This is a genomic window from Rhizobacter terrae (assembly GCF_003852895.1).
GTDB lineage: Bacteria > Pseudomonadota > Gammaproteobacteria > Burkholderiales > Burkholderiaceae_C > Albitalea > Albitalea terrae.
On the sequence record NZ_QUSW01000001.1, the window covers coordinates 1,329,258 to 1,345,460 of the forward strand.

Sequence of the window (16,203 nt, forward strand, 5' to 3'; positions counted from 1 at the left end):
GGAAGTGCCTGTGCCGACCGAACGCCTGATCCTCGCCGTCGACCTCGGCACCTCCGGCTGCAAATGCGCGCTGGTGTCGCTGGCCGGCCAGGTGAAGGCCTGGGCCTTCCGGCCGGTGGCCTTGCACGTCGACGGCGTGAGTGCGGAACAGGAGCCGGAAGACTGGTGGCGCGCGTTCATGGAGGCCGCGGCCGAGGTGCTGGCCCGCGACACCGCCTGGCACGACAGCGTGGTGGCGGTGTGCTGCTCCACCCAGGGCGAGGGCACGGTGTGCGTGGATTCATCCGGCCAGGCCATCGGCCGCGCCATGACCTGGCTGGACATGCGCGGCGCGGCCGCCATCGCACGGCGCGCACGGGGCGTCGTGAACGTCGCCGGCTACAGCCCGCTGAAGCTGCTGGCCTGGCTGCGCAAGTCCGGCGGCGTGCCGGCACTGTCGGGCAAGGACTCGGCCGGGCACATCGCCTACATCCGCGACCAGGAGCCGCAGCGTTACGAGGCGACGCACCAATTCCTCAACGTGCTGGACTACATGAACCTGCGTCTCACCGGCCGGTTCTGCGCCACGCGCGATTCCATCCTCACCACCTGGGCCACCGACAACCGCGACGCACACCACGTGCGCTATGACAACGGGTTGCTGTCAGCCCTGCGCGTGGAGGCTGGCAAGCTGCCCGAGATCGTCAAGTCCACCGAAGTGCTGGGACCCTTGCGGCCCGAGGTGGCCTCGGCGCTCGGCCTGCCGTCGAACACGCGCGTGGTGGCGGGCGCCATCGACACCTCCGCAGTGGCCGTGGGCGGCGGTGCGGTGCGCGACTTCGAGGCGCACCTGAACCTGGGCACCTCGTCATGGCTGGGCGCCCACGTGCCCTTCAAGAAGACCGACGTGTTCAGCAAGATCGCCTCGGTGCCCTGCGCCATCGATGGGCGCTACCTGGCGATCGCCATGCAGTCGGCCGCAGGCGCCAACCTCTCCTTCCTGCGCGACCGCATCCTCTTCCACCCCGATGAACTGATGCGCGACGAGCAGCGCCCCGACGTGTACCAGGTGCTGGACCGCATCGCCGCGCGCGTGCCGGCCGGTGCGCGCGGCCTCATCTACACGCCCTGGCTCTTCGGCGAACGCACGCCGGTGGATGACGCCAGCCTGCGCGCGGGCCTGTTCAACCTCTCGCTGGAGCATTCGCGCGAGGACATGATCCGCGCCTTCCTCGAAGGCGTGGCGCTGAACACGCGATGGATGCTGGAACCCTTCGCGCGCTTCACCGGGCGGCCGTTGCAAAGCATCGCCGCGGTGGGCGGCGGCGCGCAGTCGGACCTGTGGTGCCAGATCATGGCCGACGTGACGGGGCATGCCATCCGCCAGCCGGAGTCGCCGATCCAGGCCAATGCGATGGGCGCGGCCTTCATCGCGGGCGTGGGGCTGGGCGAGATGTCCTTCGACGACGTGCCCCGGCTCGTGCGCACGCGCCGCGTCTACGAACCCGCGGCCGCGCACCGGCGCCTGTATGACGACCGCTTCGCCACCTTCAAGGAAGTGCGGCAGCGGCTGGCGCCGATCTATCGCAAGCTCAATCCGCCGCGGGAGGTGATGGCATGAGGGATCAAGCCATTCGGGAGCGCGTCGTCCAGTTGTGCCTGGACCTGTCGCGCCAGGGCTTCCTCGCCGGCACCGGCGGCAACGTGGCCATTCGCACCGATGACGATCACATGGCTGTCACCGCGTCGGCCATGGACTACCACCGCATGCAGGCCGCCGACGTCTGCGTGCTGAGGCTGTCGGACCTGCAGAAGGTGGACGGCGAACAGACGCCGTCGGTCGAGAGCAGCCTGCATGCGCGCGTGCTGAAGGCGCGGCCCGACTGCCGCGTCAGCATCCACACCCACCAGCCGGTGGCCAGTGCCTGCGCGCTGCTGGGCCAGTCCATCACCGTCTACGACCCGATGCTGTGGGCCTCGGTGGGCGCCATCGTGCCGGTGGTCGGCTACGCACCGTCGGGCACCGGGTGGCTGGCCTCCAAGCTCGCCGCCGCGATCCGGCCCGATCGCAACGCCTACCTCATGCTCAACCACGGCGTGCTGTGCTGCGGACCCGACGTGGACGCCGCCCAACGCACCGTCGAGGACCTGGAGCGCGTGTGCCAGCGCCATCTGGGCGAGCGCATCGCCGCGCGCGCCACCACCGATCCTGCCCGGCGAGAGCCCTTGCAGCGCGTGCTCTCGCTGCTGGCCCATGAACCACAACACAAGACATGAACGACTCTCACGGCATCTCAGAATGGCCGGACACCGGCGCGCTCTACCAGCGCTTCGATGCATTGGTGAAGCAGCCCATGCGACCCCTACGCCGCGACGCGATGGAGCGCGTCATGCGCTACTTCGACGAGCGCTGCACCGGCTCCAAACGCATGGCCGAGGCCGCGAAGCGGGTGATTCCCGGCGGCGTGCAGCACAACCTCGCCTTCAACCATCCGTTTCCCATCGCGATGTCGCGGGCCGAGGGGGCGCACCTCACGGACGTGGACGGCAACCGCTACATCGACTTCCTGCAAGCCGGCGGGCCCACGCTGCTCGGGTCCAACCACCCGGCGGTGCGCGCCAAAGTGCATGAGCTGCTCGACGAGTGCGGCCCCGTCACCGGCCTGCTGCACGAGTACGAGGTCAAGCTCGCCGAGCTGGTGTGCCAGCACATGCCCGCGGTGGAAATGCTTCGCCTGCTGGGCTCGGGCACCGAAGCGGTGATGGGCGCGGTGCGTCTGGCGCGGGCCTACACGAAGCGCAAGTGGATCATCAAGGTCGGCGGCGCCTACCATGGCTGGAGCGACCAGCTCGTCTACGGCATGCGGCTGCCAGGCACGGGGCGCATGGAGGCCACCGGCATCCCGCGGGGATCGACGGCGTTCACGCAGGAGTGCCACCCGAACGACCTGGACGCGCTGCGCCGCAAGCTGCTGATCAACCGCCTGCGCGGCGGCACCGCGGCCGTGCTGGTGGAACCGCTCGGCCCCGAGAGCGGAACACGCCCCGTGCACCGCGACTACAACGCCCAGGTTCGCAGGCTGTGCGACGAGTTCGGCGCGCTGCTGATCTTCGACGAGGTGGTGACCGGTTTTCGCGTGGGCATGGGCGGCGCCCAGGGCTACTTTGGCGTCAAGCCCGACCTCACCGTGCTGGGAAAGTGCCTGGCCGGTGGCTACCCGATGGCCGGCGCCATCGGCGGGCGGCGCGAGGTGATGATGCTGCTGGTGGGCGGCATCGGCACCACCTCGCGGCGCGCCTTCGTGGGTGGCACGCTGTCGGCGAATCCGTTGTCGTGCGTGGCGGGCTACCACGCGCTCACGGAAGCCCATCGCAGCAACGCGGCGGCTGTGGCAGGCCGTGCCGGCGACCGACTGCGGCGCGGGCTCGACGCGATCATCCAGCGCCTGGGCCTGCCCTACGTGGTCTACAACCTCGGCTCCATCGTGCACCTGCAGACCTCTGGCGTGCTGCTGCTGGACACCGGCAATCCGCTCAAGCTCTTCAAGGCGCGCCACGAGGCCAAGGCGCGCAAGCACATGATGGAGGAGATGGGCGCGGCCTACACCGCGCACGGACTGGTGACGCTGGCGGGCAGCCGCATCTACACGAGCCTGGCGGACACCGACGAGGTGATCGACGATGCGCTCAACCGCTTCGACGATGTCTTCAAGCTGGTGTGACGACATGAACGCGACGATCGACACGCCCTCTTCCACCGCCACGAGCCGTCCGCCAATGCGTGCCGCCACGGCCGACGCATTGCGAGACGCCTGGATCGAAGCGCGCCACCGCCTGCGCGGCAAGGGCCTGTTCCCCGACGGCGCGAGCCTGTCGTTGCGCTGCCCGCAAGGCGCGACGCTGTGGTTCGGCGATGCGCACGGCAGCCTGCCCGCGCGCCTGGACTTCGCCGGTGCCGTGGCCTCCACCGACGATGCACCGCTGCATGCGGCCATCTACCTCGCCCGCCCCGACGTGGGCGCGGTGCTGCTGGGCGGCGGCGGCTACGGCCGCGCACTGGCGGACTTCGGCGGCACCATGCCGCAGCTCTTCGACGAACAGGCCCGGCACATCGGCCCGATGGGCGCGCCGGTGGATGGCACCGCCTCGCTGTCGCGCACGCTGCGCACGGGCGGCAATGCACTCATCATCGGCGGCCGGCCGGCGTGTCTGGGCATCACCTGCGAGCGCATGGTGTTGAATGCGGAACTGTTCGAGAAATGCGCCAAGGCCTGCGTGCTCGCCCTGGCCACGGGCGGGGGCATCCAGCCGCTGCCGTGGTGGGTGAGGCTGGTCGCCAACCGGCGCCTGATGAAGGACGAGAAGCGCGCCGCGCTGCGCTTCTCGCAAGGCCTGATGCCCGAGGAAAGCCGCGGGTATTGACGCATGAGGAGCGAGGTGTCCATGAGTTCGACCGAATCCCGTCCGCTGGGTCCCGGCCAGATCGCCTCGGCGCTGGCCGTGGGCACGCTCGCGCTGCTGATGATCGGGCTGCAGCCCATCTTGCTGGGCGAGCTGGTGGAGCAAAAGCGCATCACGCTCGAAGGCGTGGGCATCGTCGCGATGGGCGAGATCGTCACCGTCGGGCTGGGCGTGATCCTGGGCGATGCGCTGCTGTCGCTGTCGCAGCTGCGGCTCATCACCGTGCTGGCGGCGCTCTTCACCGCCGTGCTGGACATAGTCACGGGGCAAGCCAGCGGCGACACCAGCTTCGCCATCGTGCGAGCGCTGGCGGGCCTGAGCGAAGGCGTGCTGGTGTGGGTCACCACCTGCGTCATCGTGCGCTCGGCCACGCCGGACCGGCTGGCGAGCATCTTCCTCGTGGTGCAGACGCTCGCGCAGGCCACGCTGGCCGCAGTGCTCGCCATCGCGGTCATTCCGCGCTGGGGCTGGGCGGGCGGCTTCGCCGTGCTGGCGGCGGTGTCGCTGCTGGCATGCGCGCTGTCGCGTGGCCTGCCGGCCGCGGTGGCGCCGCTGCCGAGCGTGGGTGCTTCGCGCCTGCCGTGGTCGCTCGCCACCGTGCTCACGCTGGTCGTCGTGTTCATGCAGATGGCGGCGATCGGATCGCTGTGGGCCTACCTCGAGCCGCTGGGCAAGCAGGCCGGCTTCGACGCGCAGTCATCGCAGACGATGATTTCCGGCGTGCTGCTGATGCAGGTGATCGGCGGTGCGGTGGCGGCGGTGGTCATCCGCCGGCTGGGCGCCGGGTCCACCTTGCTCGCAGGCACCGTGGCGCTGGCGGCTGTGGCCGCGGGCATCCACTTCGCGCCTTCCGGCGCCACCACCGGCTTCGCCGCGATGTGCGCCCTCTTCGGCTTCGCGTGGCTGTTCCTGATGCCCTTCCACATCCGCCTGGCCTTCCGCGCCGATGCCACCGGCCGCGTCGCGGTGCTGGTGCCGGCCATGCAACTGCTGGGCAGCGCCTTCGGCCCGCTGGTCGCGTCCTTCATCGTCACCGGCGAGGATGCCCGGCCGGTGCCCATGGTGTGCGCTGCCTTTGCCGCAGCCACCGCGGTCGCGCTGCTCGTGCTGCTCAGCCGCCGGCAGGCTGCACCGGCGCTGGCGACGAATACATGACATCGGTGCGCAGCACGTACTTCACACCCGAGATCACCGGCGAACCCTGATGGCTCAGCCGGTGCGGAAACACCAGGGCCATGCCGCGTTGTGGCTTCACTGAATCCCACTGGAACTGCGTGTCGCCGCCTTCGAAGCCATCGTTCAGGTACATCATGAAGGTGAGGAAACTCTCCTCCTGGTCCGACCGGCGGAAGGTGCCGTCGCGGTGCCATTTGAAGTACTGCTGCTGGTCATAGCGGTAGAAGCGCATTCGTTCGTTGAAGCCGCTGAGCCGCCAGCCATCGAGTTCCGCGGGCAGGCTGGCGCGTGCCTTCTCGAACAATTCCTGCGCGATGTCCGCCCGGTCGAAGACGATGCGGTCGTTGTTGCGATGCTCCTTGAAGATCACCTCTCGACCGGCTGGCCCCATGCTGGCTTCCTCGTACCCCATGGCCTCGCTCAGCGCGATGTAGCGGCTGCATTCGTCGTCGGAAAGAAAGTCGGTGATGGTGAAGACCCCACCACCCAGCGGATGAACGTTCATGGGACGAATCCTAGTCGAGCGTGAAGCGAGAACTTCTTCTCGCCCTGACCCCAACGCCGCCGCTGGAATCCCGCCATGCGGTTCGGCTCGCGTATGCTCGTGCGACAACGAAGTCCTTCCCAGGGACCATGGACGCGAGACAAGCCCGGCTCCAGAAACATCGTTTGCGAATGACCGCCCTCACGGTGGTCAACACGCTGCTCCAGGGCGTCATCATCGGCCTGTATGCGTGGTCGGGTGCGGTCTCGTGGACGGTGATGGCCAGCTTCACCGCGCTGAGCCTGGCCAGCACCCTGTGCTTCACCACGGCGGTCGCGCTGCACTGGAACCTGCGCTTTCCCGACGGCTGGCTGCTCTACGCGCAGATCGGCATCAACTTCGTCATCCAGCTCACGTTCCTGGCCATCGCGCCGCAGCTGGCCACGGTGTTCCTGGTGTCGCTGCTGGTCACCTTCAACTTCGCGATGCTGGGCTTCACGCCGCGCCAGTTCCTGTACGCATGGCTGGGCTTCGGCGCCCTCACCGCGCTCGCGCTGGTGCTGGGCCGGCCGCACTTCGCCGACATCCCCGCCACGGACTTCAACATCTTCGTGCTGTGGCTGTTCTTCTTCCTGGCGGTGAGGCGCTTCGCCGTCATCGGCGCGCAGTTCAGCCACCTGCGCGAGCAGCTGTCGGAGAAGAACCGGCAGCTCACCGAATCGCTGGAGCGCATCAACGAGCTGGCCACGCACGACGACCTCACCGGCGCGTTCAACCGCCGGCAGTTCATGCAGCTGCTGAGCGAGGAGCGCGACCGGGCCAACCGAACGCACCAGACCTTCTCGGTGGCCATCTTCGACCTGGACCACTTCAAGAGCGTGAACGACCGATTCGGACACCAGGCCGGCGATGCGGTGCTCAAGGAGTTCTGCGAGCTGGTGCACGACGGCATGCGCAGCACCGACCGCTTCGCCCGCTACGGCGGCGAGGAGTTCGTGATGCTCATGCCCGCCACCACGCAGGCCGACAGCGCCGGCGTGGCGGTGGAACGCATCCGCGCGGCGGCGGAGCGCAAGGACTGGGGCCATATCCTGCATGGCCACATCGTGACGATGTCGGCCGGCGTGGCGACCTACCGCTCCAACGAGAGCATCGAGGAGCTGCTGGCGCGCGCCGATGCGGCCCTGTACGAGGCCAAGCACAAGGGCCGCAACCGTTTCGTCGTGTCGACCTGAACGGCGGCTCGGGGCAACTGGCGGCGGTTCAGCTGCGCAGGGTCTTGTCGAAGAACTCCACCGTGCGCTTCCACGCGAGGTCGGCGGCCGCCGCGTCGTAGCGCGGGGTGGTGTCGTTGTTGAAGCCGTGCTGCACCTTGGGGTAGACGAAGGCCTCGTACTTCACTCCCGCGGCCTTGAGCGCGGCCTCGTAGGCCGGCCAGCCGGCGTTGATGCGCTCGTCGTCGCCCGCGTAGTGGATGAGCAGCGGCGCCTTGATCTTCGCAGTCTCCTCGGCCGGCGGCTGCGCGCCGTAGAACGGCACCGCGGCATTGAGGTCGGACACGCGCGTGGCGAGGTAGTTGGCGATGCCGCCGCCAAAGCAGAAGCCCACCACGCCGACCTTGCCGTTGCCTTCGGGCAGGGCCTTCAGCGCGGCGACGGCCGCGACGAAGTCGGCGCGCATCTTGGGCTGGTCGGCCTTGGCGAAGAGATCGCGGGCCTTGTCCTCGTCGCCGGGGTATCCGCCCTGCGGCGCCAGGCCATCCGGCGCGTAGGCGATGAAGCCCGCCGTGGCCAGGCGCCGGGCAATGTCCTCGATGTGCGGATTGAGCCCGCGGTTCTCGTGCACCACCAACACCGCAGGCAGCTTGCCCGTGGCGTTGGCCGGCCAGGCGAGGTAGCCGCGCACGGTGCCATTGCCCTGTGGCGAAGGGAACTCGGCCGTGCGCGTCTTGATGCGCGTGTCGGTGGGCGAGACCACCGGCGCCGCGAAGCTGGGGCTGAGCGCGCCCAGCAGGCTGGCCGCCGTCACGCCGCCCACGGCGTACTGCTGCGCCGAATCGAGAAAGCCGCGGCGGCTGATGGCGCCGTGCACGTACTTGTCGAACAGCTTGAGCACTTCGGGGTGGAAATCCTGGGCAGTGGGTCGTGTCATTTCGTGCAACCTCGCGGGAATGGGTGTTGGAAAGGCAGCAAGCCGCGCGCCGCGGGCGAGCTTAAGCCGGCCGGTGCAGGCGCCGTGCCAGGGTCTACGTTGAGGGTGGGGACTTGATTCCAGCCAGCGTGCGATGTGCGGCCCCGTCGCGCCTCAGCTCAGAACAGGTGCGCCTTGTCCGCGGCCTCGAACACCGTGCGCGTCAACTCGCCAAGCTGCGTCTGGATGTCTTTCGACGGCGGCGAGGTGGCGCGTGCCGTCCACAGCAACTTGCCGCTGGCCACTTCGGTGACGCGGATGTTCGATGCATAGCCGGTGCTGACGCCGCCCCCGCCGATGGGTGCGGACACGCCCACGCCGCCGCTCACGCCACCGCTGCCGAAGCCGAATCCGCCGATGCCCAGCGTGATGCCCGGACTGACGGCGGTGGCCGAAGGTGTGATGTAGCTTGCGAGCACCGCGCGTGCGCCAGCGCTGCGGGCCGCGCCCAGGTACTGGTCGTCACCAAGCGGGCGGCCCGGCGCCGGGTTGGTGGTGTCGGGTGCGATCACCGGCGTGCCGCCGCGGGCCACCACTTCGGCGGAGAGCTGGTCCAGGCAGATGCGCTTGATGACCATCTCGTAGGCCTCGCAGGCAATCATGACCTTCGCGCCGCGCAAGGGGCTCGCGCCCATCTGCGGGTCGGACCATTGCGCATCGAGCTGGGTGGATGCGCAACCGGCCAGGGACAAGGCCGCGATGGCTGCAGACATGCCGACTCGCCACGGCGGATTGGAGCGCGCGGTGTTCATGAGGCCTCCTTTCGCGAAGCTCGCGAATCGAAAGTGAGTCCAGCATAGACCGGCGCGATGCGACGCAGGGTCCATCGGTCACGAAAACGAACAATTCCTACACACCGGCAGGGTGGCCACCGACGCTGAACGGGGTGGTGACGAGCTGGTCCACCAGCGAGGCGACGATGGGCTGGTCGCTGTCGAAGTAGTGGGTGTGGGCGCCGGGGCCCAGGCACACGTCCAGCTCGGCGCGGGTTCCCATCACGTCATGCAGGTCGGGTGCGACGGACTCGGCCACGTACACGTCCTGTGGCTGCTTCACCTCGTCGACCATGGTGTCGCTCGGGTCGCCTGCGCGCGCGGGCCGGCTCCACAGCCAGCGGCCCACGTAGTCGCCGGTGGCGAAGACGTTGACCCAGCGGCGCACGCCCACGTCGCCGGCGGTCGGCCCCATGCGCAAGGCCTGTTCTTGCTGGTCCTCTTTCCTGTCACCCACCCAGCGGTACAGCACCGGGAAGAAGCTCGCGTACAGCTGCCGCAGCGGCGACCCGGCGGTGAGCAGTCGCAGCTCGGGCCCGAGGTCGCGCCACAGCCGGCCCGCCTCGCCGCCCTGCTGCTCGCCCTGCCCCGCGCGGTACTGCAGGTAGCGCAGCAGCTCGGCGGAGATGACCGTGCCCTGGCTGTGCGCGACGATGACGACCCGCTCGTAGCCCTGGTCCGCGACATGGCGCAACAGCGCCGCGAAGCGCGAGAAGATGCGTGCCCGTGGAATGCCGTGCCGCGGGAATTCGCGGAAGTGGCTGTCGACGTCCAGCGCTGCATCCAGTGGGGCGCGCATCCACGGCACGTAGCGCGACAGCACGCCGCCGAGTGCAGAGAGCGCGACGGTGGTGCTGGCCGCGGTCCAGATCAGCGGCTTGAGGATGTGTTGCGACCAGCGCGGCACGAAGGCGAAGGTCGCGTTGATGGTCTCCAGCAGTGGCGGGCCCAGCCAGCGCGAGTTCAGCGACACGCCCACCACCGTGGCGGCGAGCACGGCGAGGATCATCAGCACGGCCACCGCCACCGACAGCCAGCGCCAGGTGAAGGTGAGCCATCGGCCCAGCCGTGCGGAACCGGTGTGAAGCAGCTTCAACTCGGCCAGCACGCTCGGGAAGAAGCCGATCACCAGGTACGCCCCCAGCAGCACCAGCAGGATGGCAATGATGGAGAAGGTCTCGGTGCTGTTGCGGTAGCGCTCGTCGAGGAAGTGCACCGCGCTGACCACCGGCAAACCGGGCTCGGTGAAGAAGAGCGGCACGTAGTTCATGCCGGCCACGCTCAGGTCCAGCGCCGTGGTGAGCGCGGCCCACGCGGCCATCACCAGCACCACGAACAGGCTCATGGACGCGAACAGGCCCAGCCGGCCCGTGGCCACGCTGGCGCGGCCCTCGAAGCCATGCGTCGTCGTGCATGCCTGGCCGACGAACATCCAGGCGAAGAGCATCAGCCCGGCCACGCCCCACCACAGGATGTTGCCCACCAGCACCCACTCCACCGCGCGCAGGGCACCGAACGTGAAGATGCGCAGGCCCGTCTCCGCCTCCATGCCGGCGATGCGCAGGCCCGGCAGCTCCAGCGCCGACCACAACACGATGAAGAGCATGGTGGCCCACATCACCCAGCCGATGAAGCGCGTCATCGGGAAGCGCTCGTCGCAGATGCGCAGGATCCAGTCGCAGCCCAGGCTCAACACGCCCAGCCAGGCGACGCCGACCACCCAGTGCGCGGGTGTCCAGGCCAGCGCCAGGCACAGCACGGCGAGGCTCCCCAGGCAGGACACCCACCAACGCAGGCTCTTGTCCGCGCGGTACAGCCACCACAGCAGCAGCGCCACCGGCAACACCCAGGACAGCGCCAGCCTGGCGCTGTCCGCGAAGTGCGGCCTGCCCGCGACGATGCCCACGGCCAGGAACATCAGCGCCAGCATGCCCAGCTGCAGCGTGAGGATGGCCAGCACGCGCGAGAAGGCCCAGTCCAGCCCCGCCTGCAGCGCGCTCAGCCAGCGCCAGCGGCGCGCATGGTGTCCGCCCTGTTCGAATTGGCGCGCCGCCGCGGCCACCGAATCGCGCCCGAGCTGCGACAAACGGAACAGCAGCGTGAACAGCTCGCTGATGATGCGCGGCACGCTGCCGGCCAGGCGAGAGAGGTCGGCCCAGTACATCTCGTAGACATCCACGTCCTGCTCGGGCGTGCCCACCCCCTGGCGCTTCAGGCGCAGGCGGGTGGTGTCGTACGCCACCGTGGGAATGTGGTTGCGGCAGGCCTTGAAGAGCAGGAAGTCGGTGAGTTCGACGCCCGGGTTGGGCGCATCCGTGGGCGACGGCGCCTCGCTCATGGGCACGCGCTTGTCGACCACCCAGTCGGGCCGGTGCAGGTCCGAGCGCAGCGACTGCGCCACCGCCTTGGCGATGGGGCGGTTGCCCCGCGGCGTGGCAGGCTCGGCTGTGTCGGCCTTGAGCTGCTCGCCCGCCTGGGCCTGCGGCGTGGGTTCCAGCGGCGGCACCCGCAGGGCGACTTCGTCGTCGCCGTCGATGCGGTAGCGGATGTCCCCGGGCACGGAGGACACGAGCAGTTCGGCCAGGGTGCGGGCCGTGGCGCCGGCCACCTGGTCGGCCACGCCGTGCACGGCGATGACCGCAATGCCCCGGCGCGGCGCCGGCATGGTCGAAGAACCGCTCTTGTCGTCGCTTCCCATGGGCGCTCCCGATGGTTCGTGGGTCGTTCTTGGGCCTTCGAAGCCGCTGATCCCGGTGGCTTCGGGTGGCGGGCAATGTAGGGCGGCACCGGCGGATTGCCAAGTCTTTCCGCTCGGCGGGCATGGATGGCCGCCCGGGCTTCAGACCCTGCCGCCGGAATCCGAAAACCACCGGATGTTCCCGGCAGTACCCGAACATGCTCCCCGCAAGCTGGCTTGGCTGCTGGTGAGCATGGCCAGCTTGCTTCTCCTGACCATGGCCGCGGCCTGGTCGCTGCAGCGCATGACCGATGCGGCGCAGGAGCAGCGGCACGTCTCCACGCAGCGGCTGCTGGTGCTCGAAAAGACCCTCAACAGCCTTCACAAGGCCGAGACGGCCCAGCGCGGCTACCTGATCACGGCCAATGCGCGCCACCTCGAAGGCTGGGAAAAGTCCACCCAGGAAGCGCGGCAATACCACGCCACGCTGGTGGCGATGTACGCCGGCGACCCCACCGCCGCCAAGCTGCTGGAAAGCTTCGGACGCTGGGAGCGCCTGAAGCTGGAGGACCTGGAGGACTCGATCCAGGCCCAGCGCGACGTCGGCCGCGACGTGGCCGAGACGCTGGCCCATGCCGACAACGGCCGGCACTACATGGTGCAGATCAACAAGATCATCGGCCAGCTCGAAGCCCTGGAGGCCGACAGCAACGCCGCCCTGCAAAAGCTCGTGGCACGGCGCCGGGCCGCCACCTATGGCGCGGCGCTGGTGCTGTTCCTGGTCGCCTCGGTGGCCAGCGTGCTGGTCTGGCGGCTGCTGCGGCGCGAAGCTGCCGCGCGCCAGGCCCTGCACGAACGCATGGCCCACGACGCTTTCCACGACGCGCTGACCCTGCTGCCCAACCGGCGCTACCTGCTGGAGGAGCTGGAACGCGCCGTCATGCGGGCGCGCCGCCAGCATCGCTTGGCGGCGCTGCTGTTCATCGACCTGGACGGCTTCAAGCGCGTGAACGACTCCCTCGGACACGAGGCCGGCGACGCCTTGCTGCAGCGCGTCAGCGAACGCTTCGCCCGCACCGTAAGGCAAAGCGACCTGCTCGCCCGCCTGGGCGGCGACGAATTTGCGGTGGTGCTGGATGCGGACAGCCGCATCAGCGCGGCAGCTCTGGGCGAGCGCTTGATCGAGGCCATCCGCGGGCCGCTCATCGATGGGCATGCGGACGTGCTGGTCAGCGCGAGCATCGGCATCGCGCTCTTCCCGGAGGATGCACCGGACAGCTCCACCCTGCTCGCCCGCGCCGATCAGGCGATGTACCTGGCCAAGCGGCTGGGCAAGTCCCGGGTGGCTTCACTGCCGGCGGCCATCGAACCGGAGCGGAAAGAGACCCTGCCGGCCTGATCCCGTGAAAAAGGCCTCTGTCGGGCGTGCAACTCCGACTCAAGGTGCGCCCTGCCCCTGCCGACACCAGGGAGACAGAGATTCGCCGGAGATTCCGAGACATGCAGCACCACCAGGATGCCCCCATCACCGATTCCCGCAGCCTGCGCGAGCACCTGCTGGCCCCCGACCCGATGCAGCGCGCCATCGCCTTGCATGCCATCGAGCTGGAAGCCGAGCGCTGCCCGCGGCGCGGCCTGACTCAGGAAGCAGCCCGGTTCACCGCCCGCGGCATTCCCTACTACGCCCTTCACGACCCGCATTTCAACGACTGGGTGGGCAAGGCCGTGTCCTACTGGGAACGCATGCACGCCCGCTGAGCGGCGCTCGGCCCCTCCAGAATGCCGCAGGCGGCGCCACCCGTGAGGATGGCGCCGCCTTTGAGCTTGTTGTAATGACAGCGTCGTTCAGCGCTATTGAAGCAGCGACGCCCCCACTTGCAAACTGCAAGCCTTTACAGCTTGCGGGGCCAATGGCCAGGCGCAATGATTTTTGATGGGTACGTGTGCTCGTGCCGTCAATCATCCTGCGACGCGATGACCCGGGCGCGCATGCGCAGCATGTCCAGCAGCTCGCCGTGCATGACGGCGTACAGGCGCTGGGCGCTTCCAGGCAACCGAAAGAGGCTTTGCCGGCCGTAGAACACCTGCGCCCTTTCCATCAGCTCCACCAGCTTGCCCGACGAAAACGGGTCCTTGGCGCCAAGCTGCGCAGCTGCGGCACGCAATTCGGCCATGGCCTGCACGTTGCTGCCCGGCTGGGGGTGGGCATCCAGCACCGCCTGGATGCGGTCGGCGACGAGGTTGATCCGCTCGGAAGTCTTCATGGCCGCATTGTCGCGTGAGCCTGTCGGCAAAAAGCGCTCAAGTCCGGCAACAGGCCGCCGAAAACCGGACGAGACGCCATGAATTCACTCAACGCCATTGCCATGTCGGGCCTGAACGTCGCGCTGAAGCGCGCGGACGCGTCGGGCAACAACATCGCCAACGCGCAGACGCCTGGCTACCGCCGCGAGACGGTGGTGCCGGTGGAAGATGCGGGGGGTGGGGTGTCCGCGACGGTGGCCGCACTGCCCGAAGGCGACGGCCTGGACCAGCTGGCGGCGGACATGGTGGAGCAAATGTCGTCGGTCTATCTCTTCAAGGCCAACCTGCAGGTCGTGAAGACACACGACCAGATGCTGGGCGCCCTGCTCGATTTGCGTGCCTGAGCGCGGGCGGCCCGCTCAGGCCGCCTCGGCCGTGAGCCAGTCGGGCTGGGTCAACCCGGCCAGCAAGGCGTCACAGGCCGCAATCTCGTCGGCGGTCATCTGCCGCCAGTCACCGGTGCGCTCGCGCACCTGCATGACGTTCACCTCCGGCGCATAGTCGATTTCCTCGAGCTGGTCGGCGTTGGCTGCACCGCGAAGCAGCGGACGTTCAACCAGGATGCGGGTGTCGTCGCCGTTGCGTACCGCCCCATGCCGGCCGTCCCAGTACAAGCGGAGTCGATAAAGTGCGAGGCTCATGGCGTTCTCTCTGACTTTCTTTCGGCAAGCTGCGTGCCCGACAACACGTTGGAGACGGCTCGTCGAACTTCCCTGTTCATGAACAGACAGTAGGTCGCCGACCCGGGTGCCGCCATCCTCCAACTGGGGGAAAAACGCGTTGAGCCCCTAGATCGAAGGACCCCGGCATTTGCCGTCACACTAGGGATCGACCCGGCAGGAACAACGCGGTTACGGCGCTATATCAACGCACTGGCGAGTCCCTGGAGGACAGGGATTCATCCCGACGATCGACTTTCTAGGAGAGGCTTCGTGGCATCGAACAGGATCCTGATTGCGCAAGGCGGCGGCCCCACGGCCGTGATCAACCAGTCGCTGGTGGGTGCGGTGCTGGAGGCCCGGCGATACCGGGAGATCGACCTCGTGGTGGGCGCGCGGCATGGCGTGCGTGGCATCGTCAACGAAGACCTGGTGGACCTGGGCCAGGAAACGAACGACAACCTGGAGCGCGTGGCGGCCACGCCGGCGTCGGCGCTGGGCTCCACCCGCGACAAGCCCGACCTGAAGTACTGCCAGGAGATCTTCAAGGTGCTGCAGGCCCACGAGATCGGGCAGTTCTTCTACATCGGCGGCAACGACTCGTCGGACACGGTGCGCATCGTGAGCGAGGAGGCGAGCAAGTCGGGCTACCCGCTGCGCTGCATCCACATTCCGAAGACCATCGACAACGACCTGGTGGGCAACGACCACACGCCGGGCTTCCCCTCGGCGGCGCGCTTCGTGGCGCAAGCCTTCGCCGGCGCCAACCTCGACAACGCGGCGCTGCCCGGCGTCTACGTGGGCGTGGTGATGGGCCGGCACGCCGGCTTCCTGACGGCCGCGTCGGCGCTGGCGCGCAAGTACCACGACGATGGCCCGCACCTCATCTACGTGCCCGAGCGCAATTTCTCGATCGAGAGTTTCCTGGCCGACGTGAAGCGCACCTACGACAAGCTGGGGCGCTGCATCATCGCCGTGTCCGAGGGCATCCACGACGCCTCGGGCGAGGCCATCATCACCCAGCTGGCGCAATCGGTGGAGCGCGACGCCCACGGCAACGTGCAGCTGTCGGGCACCGGCGCGCTGGCGGACCTTCTGTGCGACGAGATCAAGGACAAGCTCAAGATCAAGCGCGTGCGCGGCGACACCTTCGGCTACCTGCAGCGCAGCTTCCTCGGCTGCGTGTCGGACGTGGACCAGCGCGAGGCGCGCGAGGCCGGAGAGCGGGCGGTGCAGTTCGCCATGCGCGGCGGGCGCAACGGGTCGGTCGCCATCAAGCGCACGGGTTCTTACGCCAGTGGCTTCGAGCTGGTGCCGCTGGACAGCGTCGCCGCGAAAACGCGTGTGATGGAAGATGAGCTGATCGCGCCCAGCGGCACCGACGTGACCGACGCCTTCCGAAGCTACCTTCAACCGCTCCTGGGCAGCGACATGCCGCAAGCGCACCGGCTGCGCGCGCCTGCGGTGCCCAAGGTGCTCAACCGCTCGTAGGCGCTGCGG

16 protein-coding genes are annotated in these 16,203 nt (G+C 68.6%); 10 read left to right on the forward strand and 6 right to left on the reverse strand.

The features are described from left to right. The first annotated feature begins 10 nt into the window (after positions 1-10). Genes DZC73_RS06145 through DZC73_RS06165 form a run of 5 tightly spaced genes read left to right on the forward strand, consistent with a single transcriptional unit; the run spans position 11 to position 5,595 of the window. On the forward strand, positions 11-1,600 hold the full coding sequence (locus tag DZC73_RS06145) for a xylulokinase (RefSeq protein WP_235835005.1): 1,590 nt from the start codon (positions 11-13) through the stop codon (positions 1,598-1,600). Beyond that, positions 1,597-2,256, forward strand: coding sequence for a class II aldolase/adducin family protein (locus DZC73_RS06150; protein ID WP_124539269.1), 660 nt, complete (start codon positions 1,597-1,599; stop codon positions 2,254-2,256). Before DZC73_RS06145 ends, DZC73_RS06150 begins: the two co-directional genes overlap by 4 nt. Further along, positions 2,253-3,701: an aspartate aminotransferase family protein gene (locus DZC73_RS06155; protein ID WP_124539270.1), complete on the forward strand. Its 1,449-nt coding sequence runs from the start codon at positions 2,253-2,255 to the stop codon at positions 3,699-3,701. Before DZC73_RS06150 ends, DZC73_RS06155 begins: the two co-directional genes overlap by 4 nt. Positions 3,702-3,705: 4 nt before the next feature. Further along, complete coding sequence (locus DZC73_RS06160; RefSeq protein ID WP_235835006.1) at positions 3,706-4,401, forward strand: hypothetical protein; 696 nt, start codon at positions 3,706-3,708, stop codon at positions 4,399-4,401. 21 nt (positions 4,402-4,422) lie between these two features. Next, the gene (locus DZC73_RS06165) at positions 4,423-5,595 is read left to right on the forward strand and encodes an MFS transporter (protein ID WP_124539271.1); all 1,173 of its coding nucleotides are present in this window, start codon (positions 4,423-4,425) and stop codon (positions 5,593-5,595) included. On the opposite strand, the gene DZC73_RS06170 is transcribed toward DZC73_RS06165, so the two are convergent. After that, on the reverse strand, positions 5,552-6,121 hold the full coding sequence (locus tag DZC73_RS06170) for a 2OG-Fe(II) oxygenase (RefSeq protein ID WP_124539272.1): 570 nt from the start codon (positions 6,119-6,121) through the stop codon (positions 5,552-5,554). The genes DZC73_RS06165 and DZC73_RS06170 overlap by 44 nt on opposite strands. Positions 6,122-6,291: 170 nt before the next feature. Here DZC73_RS06170 and DZC73_RS06175 point away from each other — a divergent pair, with 170 nt between their 5' ends. Beyond that, the gene (locus DZC73_RS06175; protein ID WP_161974474.1) at positions 6,292-7,335 is read left to right on the forward strand and encodes a GGDEF domain-containing protein; all 1,044 of its coding nucleotides are present in this window, start codon (positions 6,292-6,294) and stop codon (positions 7,333-7,335) included. A gap of 28 nt (positions 7,336-7,363) precedes the next feature. On the opposite strand, the gene DZC73_RS06180 is transcribed toward DZC73_RS06175, so the two are convergent. The 3 genes from DZC73_RS06180 to DZC73_RS06190 all read right to left on the reverse strand — a co-directional run bounded on the left by DZC73_RS06180 (position 7,364) and on the right by DZC73_RS06190 (position 11,761). Further along, positions 7,364-8,251 (reverse strand): dienelactone hydrolase family protein, encoded by an 888-nt coding sequence (locus DZC73_RS06180; protein ID WP_124539274.1) that lies wholly within the window; start codon positions 8,249-8,251, stop codon positions 7,364-7,366. Between the two features lie 158 nt (positions 8,252-8,409). Continuing rightward, a complete protein-coding gene (locus tag DZC73_RS06185; protein ID WP_124539275.1) occupies positions 8,410-9,042 on the reverse strand; it encodes a hypothetical protein in 633 nt (210 codons plus the stop codon). Positions 9,043-9,139: 97 nt separating this feature from the next. Beyond that, the gene (locus DZC73_RS06190) at positions 9,140-11,761 is read right to left on the reverse strand and encodes a hypothetical protein (protein WP_161974475.1); all 2,622 of its coding nucleotides are present in this window, start codon (positions 11,759-11,761) and stop codon (positions 9,140-9,142) included. 232 nt (positions 11,762-11,993) lie between these two features. On the opposite strand from DZC73_RS06190, the gene DZC73_RS06195 reads away from it, so the two are divergent. Further along, the gene (locus DZC73_RS06195) at positions 11,994-13,139 is read left to right on the forward strand and encodes a diguanylate cyclase domain-containing protein (protein WP_161974476.1); all 1,146 of its coding nucleotides are present in this window, start codon (positions 11,994-11,996) and stop codon (positions 13,137-13,139) included. 101 nt (positions 13,140-13,240) lie between these two features. Next, positions 13,241-13,498, forward strand: a complete 258-nt coding sequence (locus DZC73_RS06200) for a hypothetical protein (protein WP_124539278.1) — start codon at positions 13,241-13,243, stop codon at positions 13,496-13,498. Positions 13,499-13,695: 197 nt separating this feature from the next. On the opposite strand, the gene DZC73_RS06205 is transcribed toward DZC73_RS06200, so the two are convergent. Then, positions 13,696-14,004, reverse strand: coding sequence for a hypothetical protein (locus DZC73_RS06205; RefSeq protein ID WP_124539279.1), 309 nt, complete (start codon positions 14,002-14,004; stop codon positions 13,696-13,698). 78 nt (positions 14,005-14,082) lie between these two features. On the opposite strand from DZC73_RS06205, the gene DZC73_RS06210 reads away from it, so the two are divergent. Next, positions 14,083-14,388, forward strand: coding sequence for a flagellar basal body protein (locus tag DZC73_RS06210; RefSeq protein WP_124539280.1), 306 nt, complete (start codon positions 14,083-14,085; stop codon positions 14,386-14,388). 15 nt (positions 14,389-14,403) lie between these two features. Here DZC73_RS06210 and DZC73_RS06215 read toward each other — a convergent pair whose 3' ends face one another. After that, positions 14,404-14,685, reverse strand: coding sequence for a hypothetical protein (locus DZC73_RS06215; protein ID WP_124539281.1), 282 nt, complete (start codon positions 14,683-14,685; stop codon positions 14,404-14,406). A gap of 291 nt (positions 14,686-14,976) precedes the next feature. On the opposite strand from DZC73_RS06215, the gene DZC73_RS06220 reads away from it, so the two are divergent. Next, a complete protein-coding gene (locus tag DZC73_RS06220; RefSeq protein WP_124539282.1) occupies positions 14,977-16,194 on the forward strand; it encodes a 6-phosphofructokinase in 1,218 nt (405 codons plus the stop codon). The last annotated feature ends 9 nt before the right edge of the window (positions 16,195-16,203 follow it).

Coding starts and splice junctions, on each gene's coding strand:
- DZC73_RS06150 (WP_124539269.1), top strand. CDS start 1,597: ATGAGGGATCAAGCCATTCGGGAGCGCGTCGTCCAGTTGTGCCTGGAC.
- DZC73_RS06155 (WP_124539270.1), top strand. CDS start 2,253: ATGAACGACTCTCACGGCATCTCAGAATGGCCGGACACCGGCGCGCTC.
- DZC73_RS06160 (WP_235835006.1), top strand. CDS start 3,706: ATGAACGCGACGATCGACACGCCCTCTTCCACCGCCACGAGCCGTCCG.
- DZC73_RS06165 (WP_124539271.1), top strand. CDS start 4,423: ATGAGTTCGACCGAATCCCGTCCGCTGGGTCCCGGCCAGATCGCCTCG.
- DZC73_RS06170 (WP_124539272.1), bottom strand. CDS start 6,121: ATGAACGTTCATCCGCTGGGTGGTGGGGTCTTCACCATCACCGACTTT.
- DZC73_RS06175 (WP_161974474.1), top strand. CDS start 6,292: ATGACCGCCCTCACGGTGGTCAACACGCTGCTCCAGGGCGTCATCATC.
- DZC73_RS06180 (WP_124539274.1), bottom strand. CDS start 8,251: ATGACACGACCCACTGCCCAGGATTTCCACCCCGAAGTGCTCAAGCTG.
- DZC73_RS06185 (WP_124539275.1), bottom strand. CDS start 9,042: ATGAACACCGCGCGCTCCAATCCGCCGTGGCGAGTCGGCATGTCTGCA.
- DZC73_RS06190 (WP_161974475.1), bottom strand. CDS start 11,761: ATGGGAAGCGACGACAAGAGCGGTTCTTCGACCATGCCGGCGCCGCGC.
- DZC73_RS06195 (WP_161974476.1), top strand. CDS start 11,994: ATGGCCAGCTTGCTTCTCCTGACCATGGCCGCGGCCTGGTCGCTGCAG.
- DZC73_RS06200 (WP_124539278.1), top strand. CDS start 13,241: ATGCAGCACCACCAGGATGCCCCCATCACCGATTCCCGCAGCCTGCGC.
- DZC73_RS06205 (WP_124539279.1), bottom strand. CDS start 14,004: ATGAAGACTTCCGAGCGGATCAACCTCGTCGCCGACCGCATCCAGGCG.
- DZC73_RS06210 (WP_124539280.1), top strand. CDS start 14,083: ATGAATTCACTCAACGCCATTGCCATGTCGGGCCTGAACGTCGCGCTG.
- DZC73_RS06215 (WP_124539281.1), bottom strand. CDS start 14,685: ATGAGCCTCGCACTTTATCGACTCCGCTTGTACTGGGACGGCCGGCAT.